The organism is Candidatus Poriferisodalis sp. (assembly GCF_965214215.1).
In the GTDB taxonomy this organism is placed as follows: domain Bacteria; phylum Actinomycetota; class Acidimicrobiia; order Acidimicrobiales; family Poriferisodalaceae; genus Poriferisodalis.
In genome coordinates, this window is sequence record NZ_CBDCBD010000003.1 from 342,753 (window position 1) to 360,103 (window position 17,351).

At 66.6% G+C, this 17,351-nt stretch carries 12 protein-coding genes; 8 read left to right on the forward strand and 4 right to left on the reverse strand.

The genetic code is table 11. The features are described from left to right. Positions 1 to 64: 64 nt before the first annotated feature. The 3 genes from ACOOF5_RS04100 to ACOOF5_RS04110 all read left to right on the forward strand — a co-directional run bounded on the left by ACOOF5_RS04100 (position 65) and on the right by ACOOF5_RS04110 (position 2,860). Positions 65 to 1,948 carry a D-alanyl-D-alanine carboxypeptidase/D-alanyl-D-alanine-endopeptidase gene (locus tag ACOOF5_RS04100; RefSeq protein ID WP_420436903.1) on the forward strand — a complete coding sequence of 628 codons (1,884 nt, stop codon included), beginning with the start codon at positions 65 to 67 and terminating at the stop codon, positions 1,946 to 1,948. Between the two features lie 8 nt (positions 1,949 to 1,956). Further along, positions 1,957 to 2,097 carry a hypothetical protein gene (locus tag ACOOF5_RS04105; RefSeq protein ID WP_420436905.1) on the forward strand — a complete coding sequence of 47 codons (141 nt, stop codon included), beginning with the start codon at positions 1,957 to 1,959 and terminating at the stop codon, positions 2,095 to 2,097. A gap of 133 nt (positions 2,098 to 2,230) precedes the next feature. Then, on the forward strand, positions 2,231 to 2,860 hold the full coding sequence (locus tag ACOOF5_RS04110) for a hypothetical protein (RefSeq protein WP_420436907.1): 630 nt from the start codon (positions 2,231 to 2,233) through the stop codon (positions 2,858 to 2,860). A 10-nt stretch (positions 2,861 to 2,870) separates the two neighbouring features. Here the strand turns inward: ACOOF5_RS04110 and ACOOF5_RS04115 are convergent, their stop codons facing one another. Next, positions 2,871 to 4,376, reverse strand: coding sequence for an alpha/beta fold hydrolase (locus tag ACOOF5_RS04115; RefSeq protein WP_420436909.1), 1,506 nt, complete (start codon positions 4,374 to 4,376; stop codon positions 2,871 to 2,873). Positions 4,377 to 4,573: 197 nt separating this feature from the next. Between ACOOF5_RS04115 and ACOOF5_RS04120 the strand changes: the two genes are divergently transcribed. The 3 genes from ACOOF5_RS04120 to ACOOF5_RS04130 are packed head-to-tail and all read left to right on the forward strand — an operon-like array spanning position 4,574 to position 6,358. After that, a complete protein-coding gene (locus tag ACOOF5_RS04120; protein ID WP_420436911.1) occupies positions 4,574 to 5,425 on the forward strand; it encodes a TIGR04255 family protein in 852 nt (283 codons plus the stop codon). Then, complete coding sequence (locus ACOOF5_RS04125; protein WP_420436913.1) at positions 5,422 to 6,090, forward strand: hypothetical protein; 669 nt, start codon at positions 5,422 to 5,424, stop codon at positions 6,088 to 6,090. Before ACOOF5_RS04120 ends, ACOOF5_RS04125 begins: the two co-directional genes overlap by 4 nt. Before the next feature lie 10 nt (positions 6,091 to 6,100). Continuing rightward, positions 6,101 to 6,358 (forward strand): hypothetical protein, encoded by a 258-nt coding sequence (locus ACOOF5_RS04130; protein ID WP_420436915.1) that lies wholly within the window; start codon positions 6,101 to 6,103, stop codon positions 6,356 to 6,358. 92 nt (positions 6,359 to 6,450) lie between these two features. On the opposite strand, the gene ACOOF5_RS04135 is transcribed toward ACOOF5_RS04130, so the two are convergent. From ACOOF5_RS04135 to ACOOF5_RS04145, 3 genes are all read right to left on the reverse strand, one after another. Further along, on the reverse strand, positions 6,451 to 7,221 hold the full coding sequence (locus tag ACOOF5_RS04135) for an ion channel (RefSeq protein ID WP_420436917.1): 771 nt from the start codon (positions 7,219 to 7,221) through the stop codon (positions 6,451 to 6,453). Positions 7,222 to 7,337: 116 nt separating this feature from the next. Continuing rightward, a complete protein-coding gene (locus tag ACOOF5_RS04140) occupies positions 7,338 to 9,794 on the reverse strand; it encodes an efflux RND transporter permease subunit (protein WP_420436919.1) in 2,457 nt (818 codons plus the stop codon). Between the two features lie 85 nt (positions 9,795 to 9,879). Continuing rightward, entirely contained in the window at positions 9,880 to 14,805 is a 4,926-nt protein-coding gene (locus ACOOF5_RS04145; RefSeq protein ID WP_420436921.1) for a Calx-beta domain-containing protein, read from the reverse strand. A gap of 256 nt (positions 14,806 to 15,061) precedes the next feature. Between ACOOF5_RS04145 and ACOOF5_RS04150 the strand changes: the two genes are divergently transcribed. After that, the gene (locus tag ACOOF5_RS04150; protein WP_420436923.1) at positions 15,062 to 16,339 is read left to right on the forward strand and encodes a cytochrome P450; all 1,278 of its coding nucleotides are present in this window, start codon (positions 15,062 to 15,064) and stop codon (positions 16,337 to 16,339) included. Positions 16,340 to 16,406: 67 nt separating this feature from the next. After that, the gene (locus ACOOF5_RS04155) at positions 16,407 to 17,318 is read left to right on the forward strand and encodes an SDR family NAD(P)-dependent oxidoreductase (protein WP_420436925.1); all 912 of its coding nucleotides are present in this window, start codon (positions 16,407 to 16,409) and stop codon (positions 17,316 to 17,318) included. Positions 17,319 to 17,351: the final 33 nt, after the last annotated feature.

Genomic DNA, 17,351 nt, shown 5'->3' on the forward strand with positions numbered 1-17,351 from the left:
GGCGGTCGGCACCTCGTTCGGCAGCGCGAGGCCGGCCGAGCCACCCGCACTGAGCCCCACCCCTGTGACCGAGCATCGACGCCGCTGGATTCGCACGGCGGTGGCGATAGTTCTCGCAACAGTCTTGGCACTGGCCCATGCCGTACCGGCAGGTGCGCAGACTGAGCAGTGGCAGGATCGGCTCACCGACGACTTCAGTGCCCTGCTGTCACGCAACGACACTCCGGCGGATACGTGCATGAGCGTGTCGGTGGACGGCGTACCGCTCGTGGAGCATCGCCACACCGAGATGATGGTCCCTGCGTCGCTGATGAAGCTGGCCACCGTCACTGCGGCGCTCGAATTGATGGGCGCCGACCACCGCTTCGAGACCCGGGTGGTGGTGGATGCGGGCGATCTGGCCGCGGTGCGTGGTGGCGTGCTGCGCGGCGATGTGCATCTGGTCGGCGGCGGCGATCCGGTGCTTGCGACCAAGGGCTACATGCGCCGCTTGTGGGGAGAGCGGCCGTTCACCGATGCCGACCGGTTGGCTGCGTCGGTGAAAGCGGCACTCACCGAGCATGGCGTGCGCATCGTGGACGGCGCGATCGTCGGCGACGGCAGCCGGTACCCCGACAACGAACGCGACTACGTCTCCCACACCGTCGACCGCCCAGCGGAGGGGGCCGACGACTCGGTGTGGAAGCCGTCGTATCGCTACACCAATCTCGCCGGACCGCTCGGCGGCTTGACGCTCAACGACGGCTACCTGCGCCATCGCAGCGAGCGTCAGGCCCACACCCGATCGTCGGATCCCGCTCAGGGTGCCGCGTCGGTGTTCGACGACTTGCTCGAAGCCCGCGGACTGGTGATCCGGCACCGGCCACGATCGGGCGTCGCGCCCGGCGGCACTCGCCGTGTCGAGCTGGCGTCGATCAGCTCACCCGCGCTGGGCACCATCATCGAACGCACGGGTTCATATTCGGAGAACACCGCAGCGGAGATGCTCCTCAAAGAGATCGGCTATCGCACCACAGGCTCAGCCCGCGCGCAGGCAGTGATCGGTGCAGCAGCGGTGCTGTCGAAGGCGCTGGGCCCGGTGTCTGATGAGATCGAGATGGTCGACGGCTCAGGTCTGTCGGTGCACAACCAGATGTCCTGCCGTGCCGCGGTGGCACTGCTCGAGCGGGCACAGCGCGACGGCCCGCTGCTCGAGGGCCTCTCGGTAGCCGGCAAGACAGGCTCGCTGATTCGGTGCAGTCCCTCGTGGGGGGGTGCCGGCGGTGACGAGGCGAATCCGGTCAGGTCCAAGAGCGGCGGGCTCAACGACGTCATGGCGGTTGCGGGTCGCGTCGACGCCCGCAGCAGGCATGAGCTGAGTTTCGCGGTCATCTCCAACGCGCCGAATCTCATCTTGCGCAACAGCTGCGCTGCGCTGCGTCGCATCCCCATCACCGCTGCGGCTCGCTTCACCTACGCGCCGATCCGGCCGGCTTTCGCAGACATGACACCGGGACCCGCCGATGATGTCGCCGCCTCCGTCACCGATGCGGGGCTGATGAGCGCTTGCGATGCACACGGTGAGAGGTTCTGCCCCGACGACACCGTCTCACGTGCAGAATTCGCCGCGACGCTGACCGCGGCTGCCGATCTGGCAGCGCCAGCGGGCCTGCGCGGTGCCGTCGACAGCGCCGGCCACCGACATGGCGATGCCATCGACGCCGCCCTCGCGGCCGGTGTGATGAGCTACTGCGACGCTGTCAGTCGGAGGTTCTGCCCCGACATGGCGATCAGCAAGATGGAGGCGGCCGGCGGGGTGCTGCTCGCCGCAACCCGCCGCCACAATGGACCTATCGGCACTGAGTCTGTGGCCGCAGCGTGCGCCGCTGGTCGCAGCCTGCGCTGCAATCCGGCAACGCGCTTGGACCTCGCCTACTTCCTGCACACAGCATTCGACGTGAGCGACTGACATCGGCAATGGCTTCGGGCCGTCCGGAGCGATTGCCCGAATGGCGGCGTATCGCCGTCAAGGCCATCACCGACACCGACACCGGCACCGGCACCGAGATGAACACCGTCATCCGCCCGGAGGCTTGGGCAGCTCCTTTCGACGGCTGAACCGCCCCAGCCCCGGCCGGTTCAACTGCCGCGAGAAATCCGCTTGCACCGAGCCGGACGCCTGCCTACGTTCACCCCCACGGGAATCCGTCCGCAGTCAAACCGAGGGACAGGCGTGGCTACCATCGAGACCGTGACCGAACACGACGGCGGACAGGCCGTCGAGTCCGCGACTGCTCAGCAGGCCGAGCCCCCGCCCATCAGGGCGCAGACCATCGCACCCGAACATCGGCACGGCGTCCATCAGCGTTCCACGACACTGCTCGCCACGGTTCTCGGCGCCGTCATCACAGCGCTCGTCGGCGGCATGTTCCTGTTCATTGTCTCCGCTCTCGACCGCGTGAGCGAAGAAGTCAGCAGCCTGCGCAGCGAGATGAGCGAACAAATCAGCAGCCTGCGCAGCGGGATGAGCGAAGAAGTCAGCAGCCTGCGCGGCGAGATCAGCGGCGAAACCAGCAGCATCCGCGGCGAAATCAGCGACCTGCGAGGCGAAATCAGCGGCGAAACCAGCAGCATCCGCGGCGAAATCAGCGACCTGCGAGGCGAAATCAGCAGCCTGCGCAGCGAGATGAACGCCCGCTTCGTCGAGACCGACCGAAAGTTCGACCAGGTCAACCAAAGGTTCGACCAGGTCAACCAAAGGTTCGATCAGGTCAACAGCGTGCTCATGGACCACACCGACCGTCTGGCACGCATAGAGACGACACTCGATATCAACGGTCGCCCTCTCCCCAGCGAGACCGACGACCCCACAGGTCCATAGGCCGGCTGCCTCAGCGCGTGCTGTCGGCTTCGATGCGGTCGAGCACGTCCAGCAGATGCGGAATGAATGCCTCTGGGTGTTCTTGCATGCCGAAGTGGCCGATGCCGTCCATCACGGCGAACGTCGAGCCCGCAATGGCCTCATGGGCCGCCTGCCCGTACTCGGCAAGCCCCGACCAGTCGTGCTCTCCGTTGAGGATGTGTACCCCGACTTGGCCGGTGTCGATCTCGCCGGCACGCTCTCGCAGGTCGAATTCGACCATGTAGTAGTAGAGATCGCCCCAGAAGGCCGGCGGCCACGCAGCCGAATAGACATGGGACACCTCCTTGACGAACGGCGTGGGTGCATCGGGGCCGCACAGGCTCTCCATCAGCCGAGCCTTGGCGTTGCTGGAGACGGCCGGGTGTGAGGCAGCCGCGAATCCTTCCCAGTCGCCGCCGACATGCAGCGCACCTCCCACCGAGATCACCGCGCGGAATGCCTCGGGGTGACGCAGCGCCAGGTCCAGCGCCAGCAAGCCCCCCACCGAGCAGCCCACGAAGGCCGGTCGGTCCAGATCCAGCGCCGCGCTCAGCGCCAAGGGCACTTGCCGCAGGAATGCCCCTTCCAGCCGATACTGCTCGTGCCACCACGGCACGCCTTGGGGAGGCAGCGACTTTCCGTGATAAGGCAGGTCGTAGGCGATCAGGCGGAACCGGTCGGTGATGTCGGTGCATTCGAACAGGTGGCGCCACTGGAGGCTCTGGGCGCCCGCTGTGTGTTGTGCCAGCAGCGGGATGCCGCTGCCTGCCTCCTCGTAGTAGATCCGGTAGTCGGCGCTGCGCCCCTGCGGATCTACGAGATCCACATGGACAAAGCGGCCCACGGGACTGTCGTGGCGAGCCTGCGGTGCGCCCAAAGACGACACATGCGCAGCCGACCGGTCACCCGTCGCATCCTTGGCGCCGGCCCCCGACGGCGGATCTCCCCCGTTCGCCGCAGGTGCCACGGCGCTCGGCCTTGCACTGTGCGCCCCCGCAGTCTCGTCGGCCTCGCCTGCAGCGCCCGATATCGCCGCACCCGCTAGCTCGCGCAACAGTTCAGCCGCCCGCTCGAGTGCCGGCAGGTACTGCCACAGCGTCAACTGCTCGGTCTCGCTGTTGTCCAGTACGCCCAGCGCCATCATCGGCACGAGCCGGGCGAGCCGCGGCTGGGGCACTTCCAGCAGCGGCGCCCACGCTTCGGGTGAACCGGTCACGGTGATGATCCCCGCTCCGGCTGCGGCCGGCAGCTTGGGCACGATCTCGCCGTCGGTAACGGCAAAGCCCAACCAGGCCTCACCGATGCCAAATCGGATGCCGCCGTTCCAGAATCGGCACGACAACGCCAACTCGGGATCCGCAGCACACACTCGGGCGAAGGCCTCAGGTGTCGGCAGCTCGGCCAGTGCGTGCTGCGTCCCGCCGGACGCCGCGTCCAGCCGATCTCTCTCGTCCCGGCTCGCGCCGTCGTCGCCTAGAGCCTGCGTGTCGTTCACCCGTTCTCTCCTTCGCTCGCCGCTGCCTCGACTGACGCTAGGCGTCACGGCGTTGCGCTCGTGCCGGGCGTTAATCGGTCGATGGGCTCGTCACGCCGGGCGGCTCGGCACCGGAGGCGGATGCAAGACCAGAGGTGGGGGCTACGGCGTTGCGCTGCTCTTGACGGACTGGTTGTGTAACACACTTGGTTATACTTTTGGTTATCGCAGACCGTCGCGCCGGTAGCACGCCGCCGTTCCTGAACCCGCCGCTCGTCTTGACTGTGCTGGAGATTCGGTACCCCGAAATTGCGGGTGGCCTGACCGATGCTGCCGTAGCGGCGATGAAGGAAGCTGTGCGCGACAGCTTGCCGGTCATGGCGCCGCAGATCGAGCACCAGATCGGTGTGCCCATCAATTCTGCAATGCCTCCGCAGGTGGAGCAGCGCTCGTCGCCGAGGTTCTGTGCCCGTGACCAGGCGACTGCACTGGTGGTGAGGAGCGACGCGCTGGTCTTGGAGACGACCGTCTACGCGGGGTGGGTTGAGCACTTTCGGCCGCTGGCGAAGCAGGTCACTGAGGCATTGGAGCGCATCTGTGCGCCTGACGGCCTGCTGCGGATCGGCCTGCGGTACATCGACGAGATTCGGGTGCCGGATGCCGGCGGCGGGCCCGACGGCTGGGACGGTTACATCAACCCGCGCCTGCTGGCAGCGGCCGCCGCCGACTTGAGGCCAGATGGGATGAATCCGACGACCTGGCAGGGCCTCATCCAGTATCAGACAGAGGCTTCTTGCGCGTTGAATGTGCGCTACGGGCCTCAGGAGGGCTACGCCGTGGACCCGCAGGGACCGACCCGTCGCAAGTCGGTTGCACCCGCCGGGCCGTATTTCCTGCTCGACTCCGATGCGTTCTGGAGTGGCGACGATGAGATCCCTGAGTTTGCGGCGGACGGCATCCTCGAACTTTGCGATCAGGTGCATCAGGCGGCGAGCGACTTCTTCAAGATTGCCGTCACCGACAGACTCCGCGCGGAAGTGTTCGATCAGCACACTAAGGACCCGACATGAGCGCTATTCGACACATTGATGACGCACCCACCGGAGCCTCGGTCGGCCATGCCCCGCCCCGCTTGGAACGGACCAGAACAATTCAGGATGTCGTGGACGACATCGGCTACTTGCGCAACCGCAGCGAGTCGTTGATCCACGATTCTCGGGAGCTTCACGAGTCCATCGGGCAGTTGCATTCGGACAGCCTCGAGGAGGAACTGCGCTCACTGACGGTGCGTCACGCGCGGGAACAGCTGCCGACGCTGCTGGACCGGCTGAGCACACTGGGCTTCTCGTGGCGAGACATCGCCAAGATCGCCGGAGTGTCGGTCCCTGCGGTGCGCAAGTGGCGGCGAGGCGAGTCAGCCACCGGCGACAACCGTCGGCGCGTCGCCCGAATCGTCGCGCTCTGTGAGATAGCAGCGAAGCGCTTCATCATCGCTGACGTCGCAGGATGGCTCGAAACACCATTGCACCCTGAGGCGCCGCTCAACGGACTCGACTTGATGGCGTCTGAGCGCTTCGATCTCGTTCTCGCACTCGCCCACGAGCAGTCTGGTGACCCCGAGCGGGTCTTGGACGAGTTCGAACCCGACTGGCGCGCCCGGTACCGCTCCGATGTGGAGGTGTTCACCGCTCCAGACGGACTGCCGGGCCTGCGACTCACCGGTCCGGACAGCTAGGCCGCCTCGCTTGTCAGCCGAAGCGCTCGAAGCCCCTGGCTCACCGTCGGAGCTGTACCTCGCGTCCTCGCCTGCGGAAGTGGAGCAGGCGCGGCCGTACATGACCGGTGACGTCTTCGATGGGATCACCATTCCCGGGCTATCGCCGGAATCCGAAGGACTCGGCATCGTGCTGACCCATCCCTGCTCGATGCGTGCGGACGGTGTCCGACCACAACGCCGTTCCGTAGTCCGCCGAGCAATGAGGCACCACCTCGCATACGGCTGACGCTCCAATGAGCAGGAAGTGTGTGCGGTGGCGACGGGACCGACTGGCGGGTCCCCGTCAGCCCCGTCGAGCACCTGATGCTGATGTCTCGTTCATGGCTGCCGCTTTGAGTCGGTGTTTGGCATGCCTTCGCCGACAGCCTCGCCCGCGCTGGACGGTTCGGCGCCGGGGGCGGGTGCAACACCAGAGGCGGGGGCAGGGGTGGCGGCGGGGGTGGAGGCAGAGCCAGAGGCTGGGGCGGTGAAACCGGTGACGAGGCGGGCCACGGCGATGGCCACATAGAACACGCCTGCCATCGCTTCGAGCGTCACGATGACCCGTCCGCCGTCCGCCGACGGCGTCAGATCGCCGAAGCCCAGCGTGGTGAGCGTGACGAAGCTGAAGTACACCGCGGACTCGGGCGTGAGTGCCTCGCCCGAGTTCAAGAACGGTGCCCCCCCGACACGGTCGATCACCAGGTACAGCGCAGCGAAGGCGTAGCCGATGAGCAGGTACGCGCACGCAGACGCAGCAATAGACGTGGTGCCGGCGAACGGCCGCGACAGCACTTGGCGGGTCACCACCGCCGCGGCGGCGCCTCCCAGCAACGTCAACGCGATCGGGCCCACCACGGCATCGGGAGCGCTCACCAACCCGATCTCGACCGCGACTGCCGCAGCCACTGTGGCCAGCAGCACCCATATCCAACGAGGCCGATGCTCAGAAGACTCGATCAGCGTGCCGACGATCAGCACCAAGCCGATCAGCCCGCCGATGGAACTCAGCACGTCGGCACCGAAGGCGGACAGCACCACGACGGCCACGCTGATCGTCAAGATGACGTCGTAGCGCTCTTTGCGAAGCGCGCCCAGCACCGATGTCATCGCCCGCTGCTCATCAGGTGGTTCTCACTGACCCGAAGCCGCAAGCCGACGCCGGTGAGCACAGGCCGCAAGCCCAGGCCGCAAGAACCAGCCCGGCGCCCGATGCCCGCCGCGGCTCAGGCCGACTCCAGCTCGCCCATGTTGTTCTTGCGCCACTGGTGGTAGGCAGCCCACGTCACCAGCATCGGCGGCAGCACCACCACTGCGGCGATCAGCGAGTACGTGACCGTAATCGCAGTGAGCAGGCCGAACTGACCCATCGGCGCGATCGGGCTGAATACCAGCACCATGAAGCCAAGCGCCGTGGTGAGCGCCGAGCCGATCAGCGCCCCGCCGGTGGTGCCCATGGTGATGTTGATGGCCTCGCCGATCGACTTGCCATGGTCGACTTCTTCGATGAATCGATGGGTGACATGAATGGTGTAATCGACGCCGATGCCTATCGATAGCGCTGTGATGAGCGCAGTGATCACGTTGTAGCTGTAGCCCAGCAGCACCATGGTGCCCAGCACCCACACCAGCACCAGCAGGATCGGCAGCACCGACAGCACCGCCAGCATGGGCCGGAATTCGGTGATCCAGAAGAACAGGATCAGCACGATCAGCGCTGCGATGATGGTGAACAGGATCGACGACGCCTGGCTCTCGGTGAGGCTGTCGGTGACCTCGAGGGAGGTGATCTCGGTGGCGACCGGGGTGATCTCGGAGTCGTCGCCGAACCACAGGCCGTCCACGTCGGCGAACAGCTCCCGGGTGCGGTCGGCGTCGCCGGTGAGCGCGTTGAACTGCAAGATGGTGCGATCGTCGGCACCGCCTTCGCCGAACGCGACCAGCGAGTCGAACTGCGCAGGGTTGTGGTCGCGCATGATGCCCAGCACCCGGTCGATGGTTGCACCGTCCAGCGAGAGCGGGTTCACCTGTCCCAGGGCCAGCTCGGCCCCGATCTCGGCTTGCAGCTCCGGGGGCAGATTCTGGACGTAGACGCCCAGCGAGTTGGTGATGTCGCTGCTGACCGCAGCCGGTCGCTGCGACGAGTCCTCGATGGCGTTGGAGAAGTCGAGCAGGTTGCGCAGCGTGCGGTCGTCGGACAGGTCGGCTTCGACCAGCACAGTCACCGGCTCGGTGTTGCCGCCGAGGTTCTCCGACATGAACAGCGCATCTTCCTTGCTCTGCGTGCCGTCGGGGATGAAGTCGTTGGAGTTGAATTCGGTGCCGAGCTGGGTGGACAGCGCCATGAAGATCACCGTCACCACCCCGGTCGCCACCAGGATGACCGCCGGGCGCCGCACCGTGGCGCCGCCGACGGCGCGCACCAGCGTGCCCGCGCCAGGGATGGCTTGGTCGATCGGTCGCAGCTGCGGCAGGCGTCCCTTGGCTTCGCCGCGGCGGTCCAGAATGGCCCGCACTGCGGGGACGGCGGTGAGGAACACCGTCAGTCCGCTGAGGACGCCCACGGCGGCCACCACGCCGAAGTCGCCCAGGCCCGAGATGTCGCCCAGCAGGTTGGTGAGGAAGCTGACGATGGTGGTGACTCCCGCGAGCCCGAGCGGCAGCATCACTCCGGCGACCGATTTCGCGATGCCGTCGGCCGCGGCGCCGCCCTCGCTGCGCACCTCTCGGTAGCGAGACGTGCCCTGGATGCCGTAGTCCACGCACAGGCCGATAAGCATTACCGGCACCATCTGGCCCAGCACGCTGGGCGCGCCGATCACGCCGAGCCCGTTGGGCCCGAGCAGCCCTTGGAAGCCCAGCGCCCACAAGATGGTCAGGATCAGGCCGCCCATCGACAGCAGCACGTCGGAGACCTGTCGGTAGAACAGCGTCAGCAGAATCGCGATCACCAGGAACGCAACCCCCATCAGCAGCATCATGGAGGCCTGGCTGGAGTCGTCGGATTCCTGGTCGCTCTTGCCGCCCGACGCCGCTCGCACAGAGTCGAGCCCGCCCAGCGGCATTGCCTGCACGCTCTCGTCGGCGGCCAGCTGCGCCTCGGCCAGCCCGTCGGGGTCGCCCCCGGCGTTCACGGTCACGATGCCGATGCCGCCGACCACAGTGCCGTCGCCATCGCGTGCCACTAGCTCGTCCAGGAACCCGGCCAGCTCGGGATCGGCCGCGGTGGCTGCTGCGATGACGGCATCGAGATCGTCTTGGGACATCGCCGCCACATCGACGCTGCGAGGGTCGCCGTTGGGCCCAGCCACCATGGCTGCCAGAACGTGGCCCGGCGAGACCGGCGGGCGGGGGGCGAACAGATAGTTCGACAGATCGGCGTGGGCGGCCACGGTCTCGGTTGCTGCGATCGAATCGGCAGCCCCGGCGGGACTCAGCACGTCGCCGCGCAGCACTACCTGCACCGCTTCCAACTCGGCCGAGGCAGGGAAGCTCTCGCCGAGTTTGTCGATGGCGGTGACCAGTTCGCTGCCGCTGGGCAGAAACGCATCTTGCACATCCGCGGTGTCGGCGGTGCGGCTGAAGCCGAACACGGCGACGACGGTGATGACCAGCATCAGCCCAAGGGCCGTCCACGGCCGATTCCCGACCCAGCGCCCATAGACCCCAAAGAGCTTGCTCACGTTCGGTCTCCCAATTGGTTGTCCGTGTCGATGCGGATGGCCGCGTCAGCAGCGTCGACCAAAGCCGAAGCCTACAAATGGCGCGCTAGGCGCCCGCGACGGGGATGCGCAGCAGCCAGCCGACGTCGATCCGATCGCCGTGGACGAACGTCTGGCCGTCTGCCTGTCGCTGGCCGCGGTTGGCCAGCACGATGCGGTTGTACAGCGAGCTGTCGCCATAGATGCGCTGCGCGATCGTCCCGAGCATGTCGCCTTGCATGACGCAATAGATGACGTAGGAAGCGTCGGCTGCGGCAGCCGTGCTGGGTGCCGAGATCGGCAGGGGCACACGCAGAATCCAGCCGGCGCGGATCATGTCGGCGCTGGTGAGCGTGTAGCCGTCGCTCATGCGGCGCCCTCGGTTTGCGTCGTAGATGCGCTGCCAGGCCTCGTCGTCCCGGTAGAACGTCAGCGCTATGCCGCGGAGCGTGTCGCCGGGCTCGACGGTGTAGAGAACGAACCAGCCGTCATCGGTGCGCACAACGCTCCCGAGCGATTCCGGCTCGACCGCGTGCCCGCTGTCATCCACGTCGGCGGAGTCATCCTCAGCGTCATCGCCGTCATCCTCGGCCTCGTCGTCGCCGTCAGAGTCGTCACCGTCACCGTCACCGTCGGCACCATCATCGTCGCCGTCGCCGTCAGCTCCATCGCCATCACCGTCGCCGTCGCCGTCAGCTCCATCGCCGTCGCCGTCAGCGCCATCGCCGTCAACGACTTCTCCGTCTTCTCCGTCGCCATCACCATCGGCGCCGTCGTCGTCGGTGGCGGAGGCATCGGGGTCGCCCGAGGAGACGATCTCGGCTTCGCCGACAGGGACGATCGTCACGACCGAGCTTGCGGCGAACGACCGGTCGCCGATCGTGACGCTCAGCGTGACGGAGGTGTCGGGTCCGCTGCTGTCCCGCGAGGTCACCCGCACTCGGGCGTCGGTGTCTTCGGGTGGCAGGTCGAATGTCAGCCGGCGAGGATTCTCGCCCAGCGACACCCAGCCGTCGCCCACATCGGCATCCACGGTGTAGTCGTCGGTCAGACTGGCCGTGCTGTCGATCTCGATGAACACTCGCACCCATCGGCGCACCGCACGTTCCAGCTCGACAGTCATCTCGCTCGACTCGCCGAGCGAGATGCTCCCCGCCGACGCCGGGCCGAGTCGCAGCTCTACCTCGGGCGGCGCCGACGGGGCACCCTGCGAGGACGTACCGCTATTGCTGCTGCGCTGGGAGGTGTCCGAATTGGACGTCGTGCCGGTATTGCCGTTCGTCGACGGCGTCTGCGTCTGCCTCGGCGCCGGGTCGTCATTGTCGGTGATCATGACTTTTGTGCTCATGGGACTGCCCAGCGTGTAGTCGGCGTGCTCGTTGAGGGTGAGCACCACCGTCTCGGCATCCTCATCGACAGCGTCGTCGAGGATCGTCACTGGGATCGTCGCAGACATCTGACCCGCCCTGACCGACACTGACGAGCCCACCCCCGTGTAATCGGAGCCCGGCACAGCGGTTCCCTCCACGGTGTAGCTCACGGTCAGCCCGCCTGCGGGGGCCGCCGCCGACAAGTGCACCGGCACCCTCACGCTGCGCGAACCTGACGCCTCGCCGCCTGAGTGCGACCCCGAACCGAAACTCGCACGCGGCGTGGTCGGCGTCGACGTGGTTCGCGGTGGAGCCGGGTCGTCGTCGGTCACGGTCACCGTCACGCTGGGCACCGACATCGACTTGGTGTACTTCGATCCGTCGCCGGTGGTCACCGCGTGGCTGATGGTCACGGTGCGCTTGTCACCGGAATTGTCGATGTTGTCGTTCACGCCGGTCACCGTGACCGTCTGCGCCTGGTTCCAGTCCGACGGTGTGAACGTGAGCGTCTGCGACGCGCCCGCCGTGCCTCCCGACTTGTTCACCGTCGCCGCCCCCGGCGTGGGAGAGGTCACCGTCACCGCCACATCGGAAGCGGGCTTGCTGTCCAGCACCACCGTGTACGTGTCGGTGCCGCCATTCTCGGCAACCGCCGTGCCCGCAGGCGTACCCGACTCAGTCACCGTCACACCCGCAGTGTCAATGTCAGTGACATCGACGGTGACGCCGTCGATCTCGCGAGTCGTTGGGTAGCCGGCGCCGTCGCCGTTCCTCACCTCGTGGCTGATGGTCACGGTGCGCTTGTCGCCGGAATTGTCGACATGGTCATGCACGCCGCGGACGGTCACGGTCTGCGGCTTATCCCAATTTGCAAGCGTGAACGTCAGGTCCGCGAAGGACCCGAAGCCATGCGGGCTTGCTGCGCGTTTAATCAGTGCATATACGCTCCCGTCGGGGAGGGAGCTGGTGGCGCGGATGGTCACGCTTCTCGCTGGCTGGCTGTTGAGCACGACGGTGTAGTTCGCGTCGCCGACAATCTCGGTCTCGGTCACGCTCACCTGCAACGGCGAGACCGTCACGCCCGGTGTGGCGCTGGTGCTCTCGGTGTCGTCGTCGGTCACGGTCACCGTCACGCTGGGCACCGACATCGACGTGGTGTACTTCGATCCGTCGCCGGTGGTCACCGCGTGGCTGATGGTCACGGTGCGCTTGTCACCGTCATTGTTGACGTTGTCGTTCACGCCGGTCACCGTGACCGTCTGCGCCTGGTTCCAGTCCGACGGTGTGAACGTGAGCGTCTGCGACGCGCCCGCCGTGCCTCCCGACTTGTTCACCGTCGCCGCCCCCGGCGTGTCCGCGGTCACCGTCACCACCACATTGGCCGCGGGTTCGCTGTCCAGCACGACCGTGTATGTGTCGGTGCCGCCATTCTCGGCAACCGTCGTGCCCGCAGGCGTACCCGACTCGGTCACCGTCACGCCCGTGTCATTGTCGACGATGGTCATGGAGTACACCTTGGTGGTGCCGAGCGTGTAGCCGGGGCCCGTGGTCAGCGTCAGCACCACCGTTTCGTCGGATTCGACATCGGAGTCGTCGGTGATGCTGACCGGAATATCAACATTTCGGGCATACGCAGGCACCGAGAGGGTTGCCGTGGCGCTGGTGACGCCCGTGATGCTGTAGTCGCTGTCCAACGTGGCGGTACCCGACAATCCGTATTTGAGCGTGGTGGCCGATGCGGGCACTGGGTCGAGCATCACCCGTACGTCTTCGGTAGGCCAGTTCTCGGCGAGGCGACCCGCCCCGTTGCCGTAGTCGCTCGGCTCAGCCCTGCCGAATTTGACGACCGGTTCCGAGGGTGCCGCTGTGTTGTCCTCGATGGTGATGGTGACGCTCTTGTTCGCGCCAAGCCGGTAGCCGTCGCCGGCGTTCAGCGTGATCGTGACTGTCTCGGCGCCTTCGTTGGTCAAGGTGTCGTTCAGTGCGATGATTGATCCCTGGGCGGTGAGGCTGGACGAGGTGCTCTCGAACTCAATTTTCTTGTCCAAGCGCCCCGAGACCTGGTAGTCCTGGTCCTGTACGGCGCTGTCAGACGAGACGGTGTAGCCGACATCGATGGTCTGCGAGGGCGCCTTGTTGACCGTGACGGTCACGAGGGCCTCGTTCGGCGTGTCGTTCTCCTTGATCGCGGAATGATCGACCGAGATGCTGACCCGAGGCACCAGCTTCGTCTCGTCGTCGACCAGCGCGATCTTTGCGGAGTTCACGGTAGTACCGCCGGAGGTTCCGCTGACGGTGACGACCCCATCGGGGTTCTCGGCGTTGTTGTCGGCGGGGGTCAGTGCGAAGGAACCCGTAGCGGAGTTCTGACCCGCCGGGATGGTGATATCGAACGGGTCCGGGCTCGCCGTCAACTTGACAGCGTTCTGCGCTCCGGTGTCGGCCACCTTCACGGCCACGGTCTTGGCGGCTTCGAAGGTCAGGCCGTTGGCAAGGGTCGCGGTGACGGTCACCGTCGGAGCGGAGGCCACGTCTTCGTTGACTGATGTGACATCGGTGCTCAGATTGATGACGGCTTTCGCCGCGTCGTCGTCGGTGACCGTTGCGGTGAGCTGCTTTGTGGCGCCCTCGTAGTTCCTGTCCGACGATTTGGCAGTGTGGTTGATGACTGCCGTTCGCTTGCCCGAGCTCTGCACGACGCTGTCATCGACACCGGTCACGGTGACCGTCTGCGGAGCGCTCCAGTTCGATGGGGTGAACGTCAGCGTCGCGGTCGCGCTGGCCGCGCCGGTGGTCTTCACGGTGGCCGCCGCCGGCTTCGCCGACTTGACCGTCACCGTCACGTTGCTGCTGGGCTTCCGGGTGAGCGCAACCGTGTAGGTATCGGTGCCGCCGTTCTCCGCCACCGAGATACCGCCGCCTGTCTGGACGATGGCCAGCCGGTCCTTCCACAGGGACCTATCCCGCACCTGAACTAGACCTGATTTCGTGTCGCCGATCTTTCCGCCCGTTTCCACATCAGTGATTCGGACCCATACCTTCCCGCGTGTGTTCGGCTCTTGGCTCGGATTTGACAAGTCCCCCAAAATGCGGGCGCACTGCTTGTCGCCATGCTTCGCTATATCGAACTTCTCTCCGGTTTGAGGGTCGTCTTGATTCGCGCCTGCCTCACTAATGGGGGGTAGGAATGGCAGCCCGTTGCTGTTGTCGTTCTGGCAATATGGTTCCTCCCCGTAGCCCTGAAGTTTGGACGTCTCCTTGCCGGCCCAGAGGTAGCGGGTTTCGTCGCGGACCGTGAACTGGACGGTGAAGCTCGCTTGGTTCGCGGGAATCGTGACCGTCTTGGTGCCAGATTGGTCGTCCCGCAGCGTGTTGTGGCTGCCTTCGCTCACGTCGTAGGTGACCGTGAGCGGCGACGTGGGGGGCGGATCGGCGTGGAAGGTGAACACGGCGGTGCCGCCTTCGAAGATCTCGCTGGCTTCGCTGGTCACCGTGACGGCCGAGGTGGTGGTGGCCCCGGCGGGCGAGGCGAGCGGCACTAGCACCGACGCGGCGGTCGCGAGGGCCACTACGGCAACTAGCCGGTGCTGCGCGACGCGCCATCGGGTTCGGGCGAAGGTCATGGGCTGAGTACCTCGAATCGATCCACGATCAGGGCTTGGCAAAACTACGACGAGTACCGCGAGTGGCCGCCCCTGTCAATGGCGGAATCACTTCCACGGATCTCAAGATAGATGCACCGAAATGCCATCTCTGTCATTTGGACCCTGAAACTGAGCCTCGGACCGAGGCGGCCGTAGCGGTGGCGTAGGGTCACCGCAGCACACCGCATCGGAATGCACCGCGGCCGAACGCGGACGACTGGACACGGGAGGTGTCATGGGGTTGCGACCGGGGGACCTGAACCTGGCAAGCCAGGCCGACATGGCCAGCATCGGCGAGGCGCCGTATGAGTACTTGGAGGTGCTGCGCCGCGAAGCGCCGGTGTGGTGGAACCCGCCACCGCCTGTCGAGCACATGCACGTTCCGTGTACGGGCTTCTGGGTGCTCAGCCGCTACGACGACGTGGATGCCGTCTCCAAGGATCCCGCCCGTTTCTCGGCCTGGGAGAACTCGGTGCTGTGGGTGGACGTGCAGCAGAACCCGATCGCCCTGCAGGCGCAGCGCTCGGGCCTGATGGGCATGGACCCCCCGCAGCACACCTCGTACCGGCGGCTGCTGCAGCCGGGCATGACGCCGCGGCGCATCGCCGCGTTGGAGCCGTTCATCGAGGCCGAAGCCGCGAACGTGGTCGCCGAGCTGGCCGCGAAAGACCGCGCCGAGTTCGTGTTCGAAGCCGCGGCAGAGCTGCCGATGATCCTGCTGTGCCAGATGATGGGCGTCCCCCAGGAGCAGCGCCGTGAGTACCTGCGCATCGCCAACAACGTCGCCAACGTCGAGTTCGCCGAGAACTTCGAGCACACCATGTTCGAGCTGTACCTGTTCTTGGACGACCTGGTGAAGAACAGCGGCGATCTCGACAGCGACACGATGCTGTCGAAGTACACCCACGGCGAGGTGGACGGCCGCAGCCTCACTCCCGACGAGATCACGCAGTTCTTCGTGACCCTGTCGATCGCCGGGCACGAGACCACCCGCAACACCACCGCCCATTTCGTGCGGCTGATGGACGAGCACCCCGACCAGAAGGCGCTGCTGCTCGAAGACCTCGACGGGCGGCTGCCGAACGCCATCGAGGAGGTGCTGCGCTACTCGCCGCCGGTGATGCAGTTCTGCCGCACCGCCACCGAAGACGTCGAGATGGAAGGCGCCACGATCACCAAGGGCGACAAGGTGTACCTGTCGTACATCTCGGCCAACCGAGACGCCGAGGTGTTCGACGACCCGAACCGGTTCGACATCCTGCGGCCCAACGCGTCGTCGCACTTGGCATTCGGCGCCGGGCCGCACTTCTGCTTGGGGGCGTCGGTGGCGCGCACCCAGCTGCGCTGCCTGCTCAGCGAGCTGTACCGGCGGCTGCCCGACCTGACGCTCGCCGAGCCGTACACGCCAATGGGCAGCGTGTGGTTCAACGCCATCACCGAGATGCCGGTGCTCACCTGCCCGCACGCTGCGGCGAGCGGTGTCGGGAGCGGTTCGGAGGGGAGTTCATCGTGAACGAGATTGAGGCCGGCACCGAAGACTCGGCGATGACGGCGAGCGAGATGCGCGCCGGGCGGCCGACGTGAGCGGCGCGACCGGGGTGGTCGAGGGACGCTTGGTGGTGGTGACCGGCGCGGGCAACGGCATCGGCGCCGCACTGGCGCACGAAGCCGCCCGGCGAGGTGCTGCGACGGTGGCGATCGCCGACATCGACGCCGCTGCGGCGCAGCGGACCGCCGACGAGGTGCGTTCAGCCGGCGCGGCACCGAACGCCGAGGTGCTGGCGATGCCCTGCGACGTGACCGACCACGATGCGCTGGGGGCCTTGGCCGGCGAACTGCGTGCAGCGCACGGCACCCCTGGCCTGGTGTGCGCCAACGCTGGGGTGTCTGCTTCGGGCGGGCCGCTGCTCGACGGCGACATGAGCGATGCCCGCTGGGTGCTGGAAGTCAACTTCTTCGGGGTGCTGGCCACGCTGCGTGCATTCGGGCAACCAATGGCCGCCGACGAGACGCCCGGATGGCTGCTGGCGACCGGCTCAGAGCACTCCTTGGGCCTGCCCCATGCCGGTGCGGGCGCCTACACCGCTTCCAAGCACGCTGTGCTGGGCATGTGCGAGGCGATGCGGGCAGAGCTGGCGCCGCATCTGGGCATCAGCGTGCTGTGTCCGGGGCTGACAGCCAGCAACCTGTGGGCATCGGGCGGGCATCGGCCCAGCGCCTTCGGCGGCCCGACCGAGCCCGAACCCCTCGCCCGGGCCGTGATCGAACGGGGGATGCCGGCCGCCGTCGTGGCGCAGCGTGCCTTCGACGGCGTGGCAGCTGGGCAGTTCGTGATCCCGACCCATTACAACGCTCGCGACTACGCCGAACGCCGCGCCGGCGAGGTCGACGCTGCGTTCGACCGGCTCGCCGCCGTGGACACCTCAAGCTGGGACGTCGCCGAAGTGGCAGGCGCCGTGCTGAGCGAACTCGCCGACAGCACCGAGCAATAGCCCACCGCCACAGACCGCTGTGGCTGCACGGCA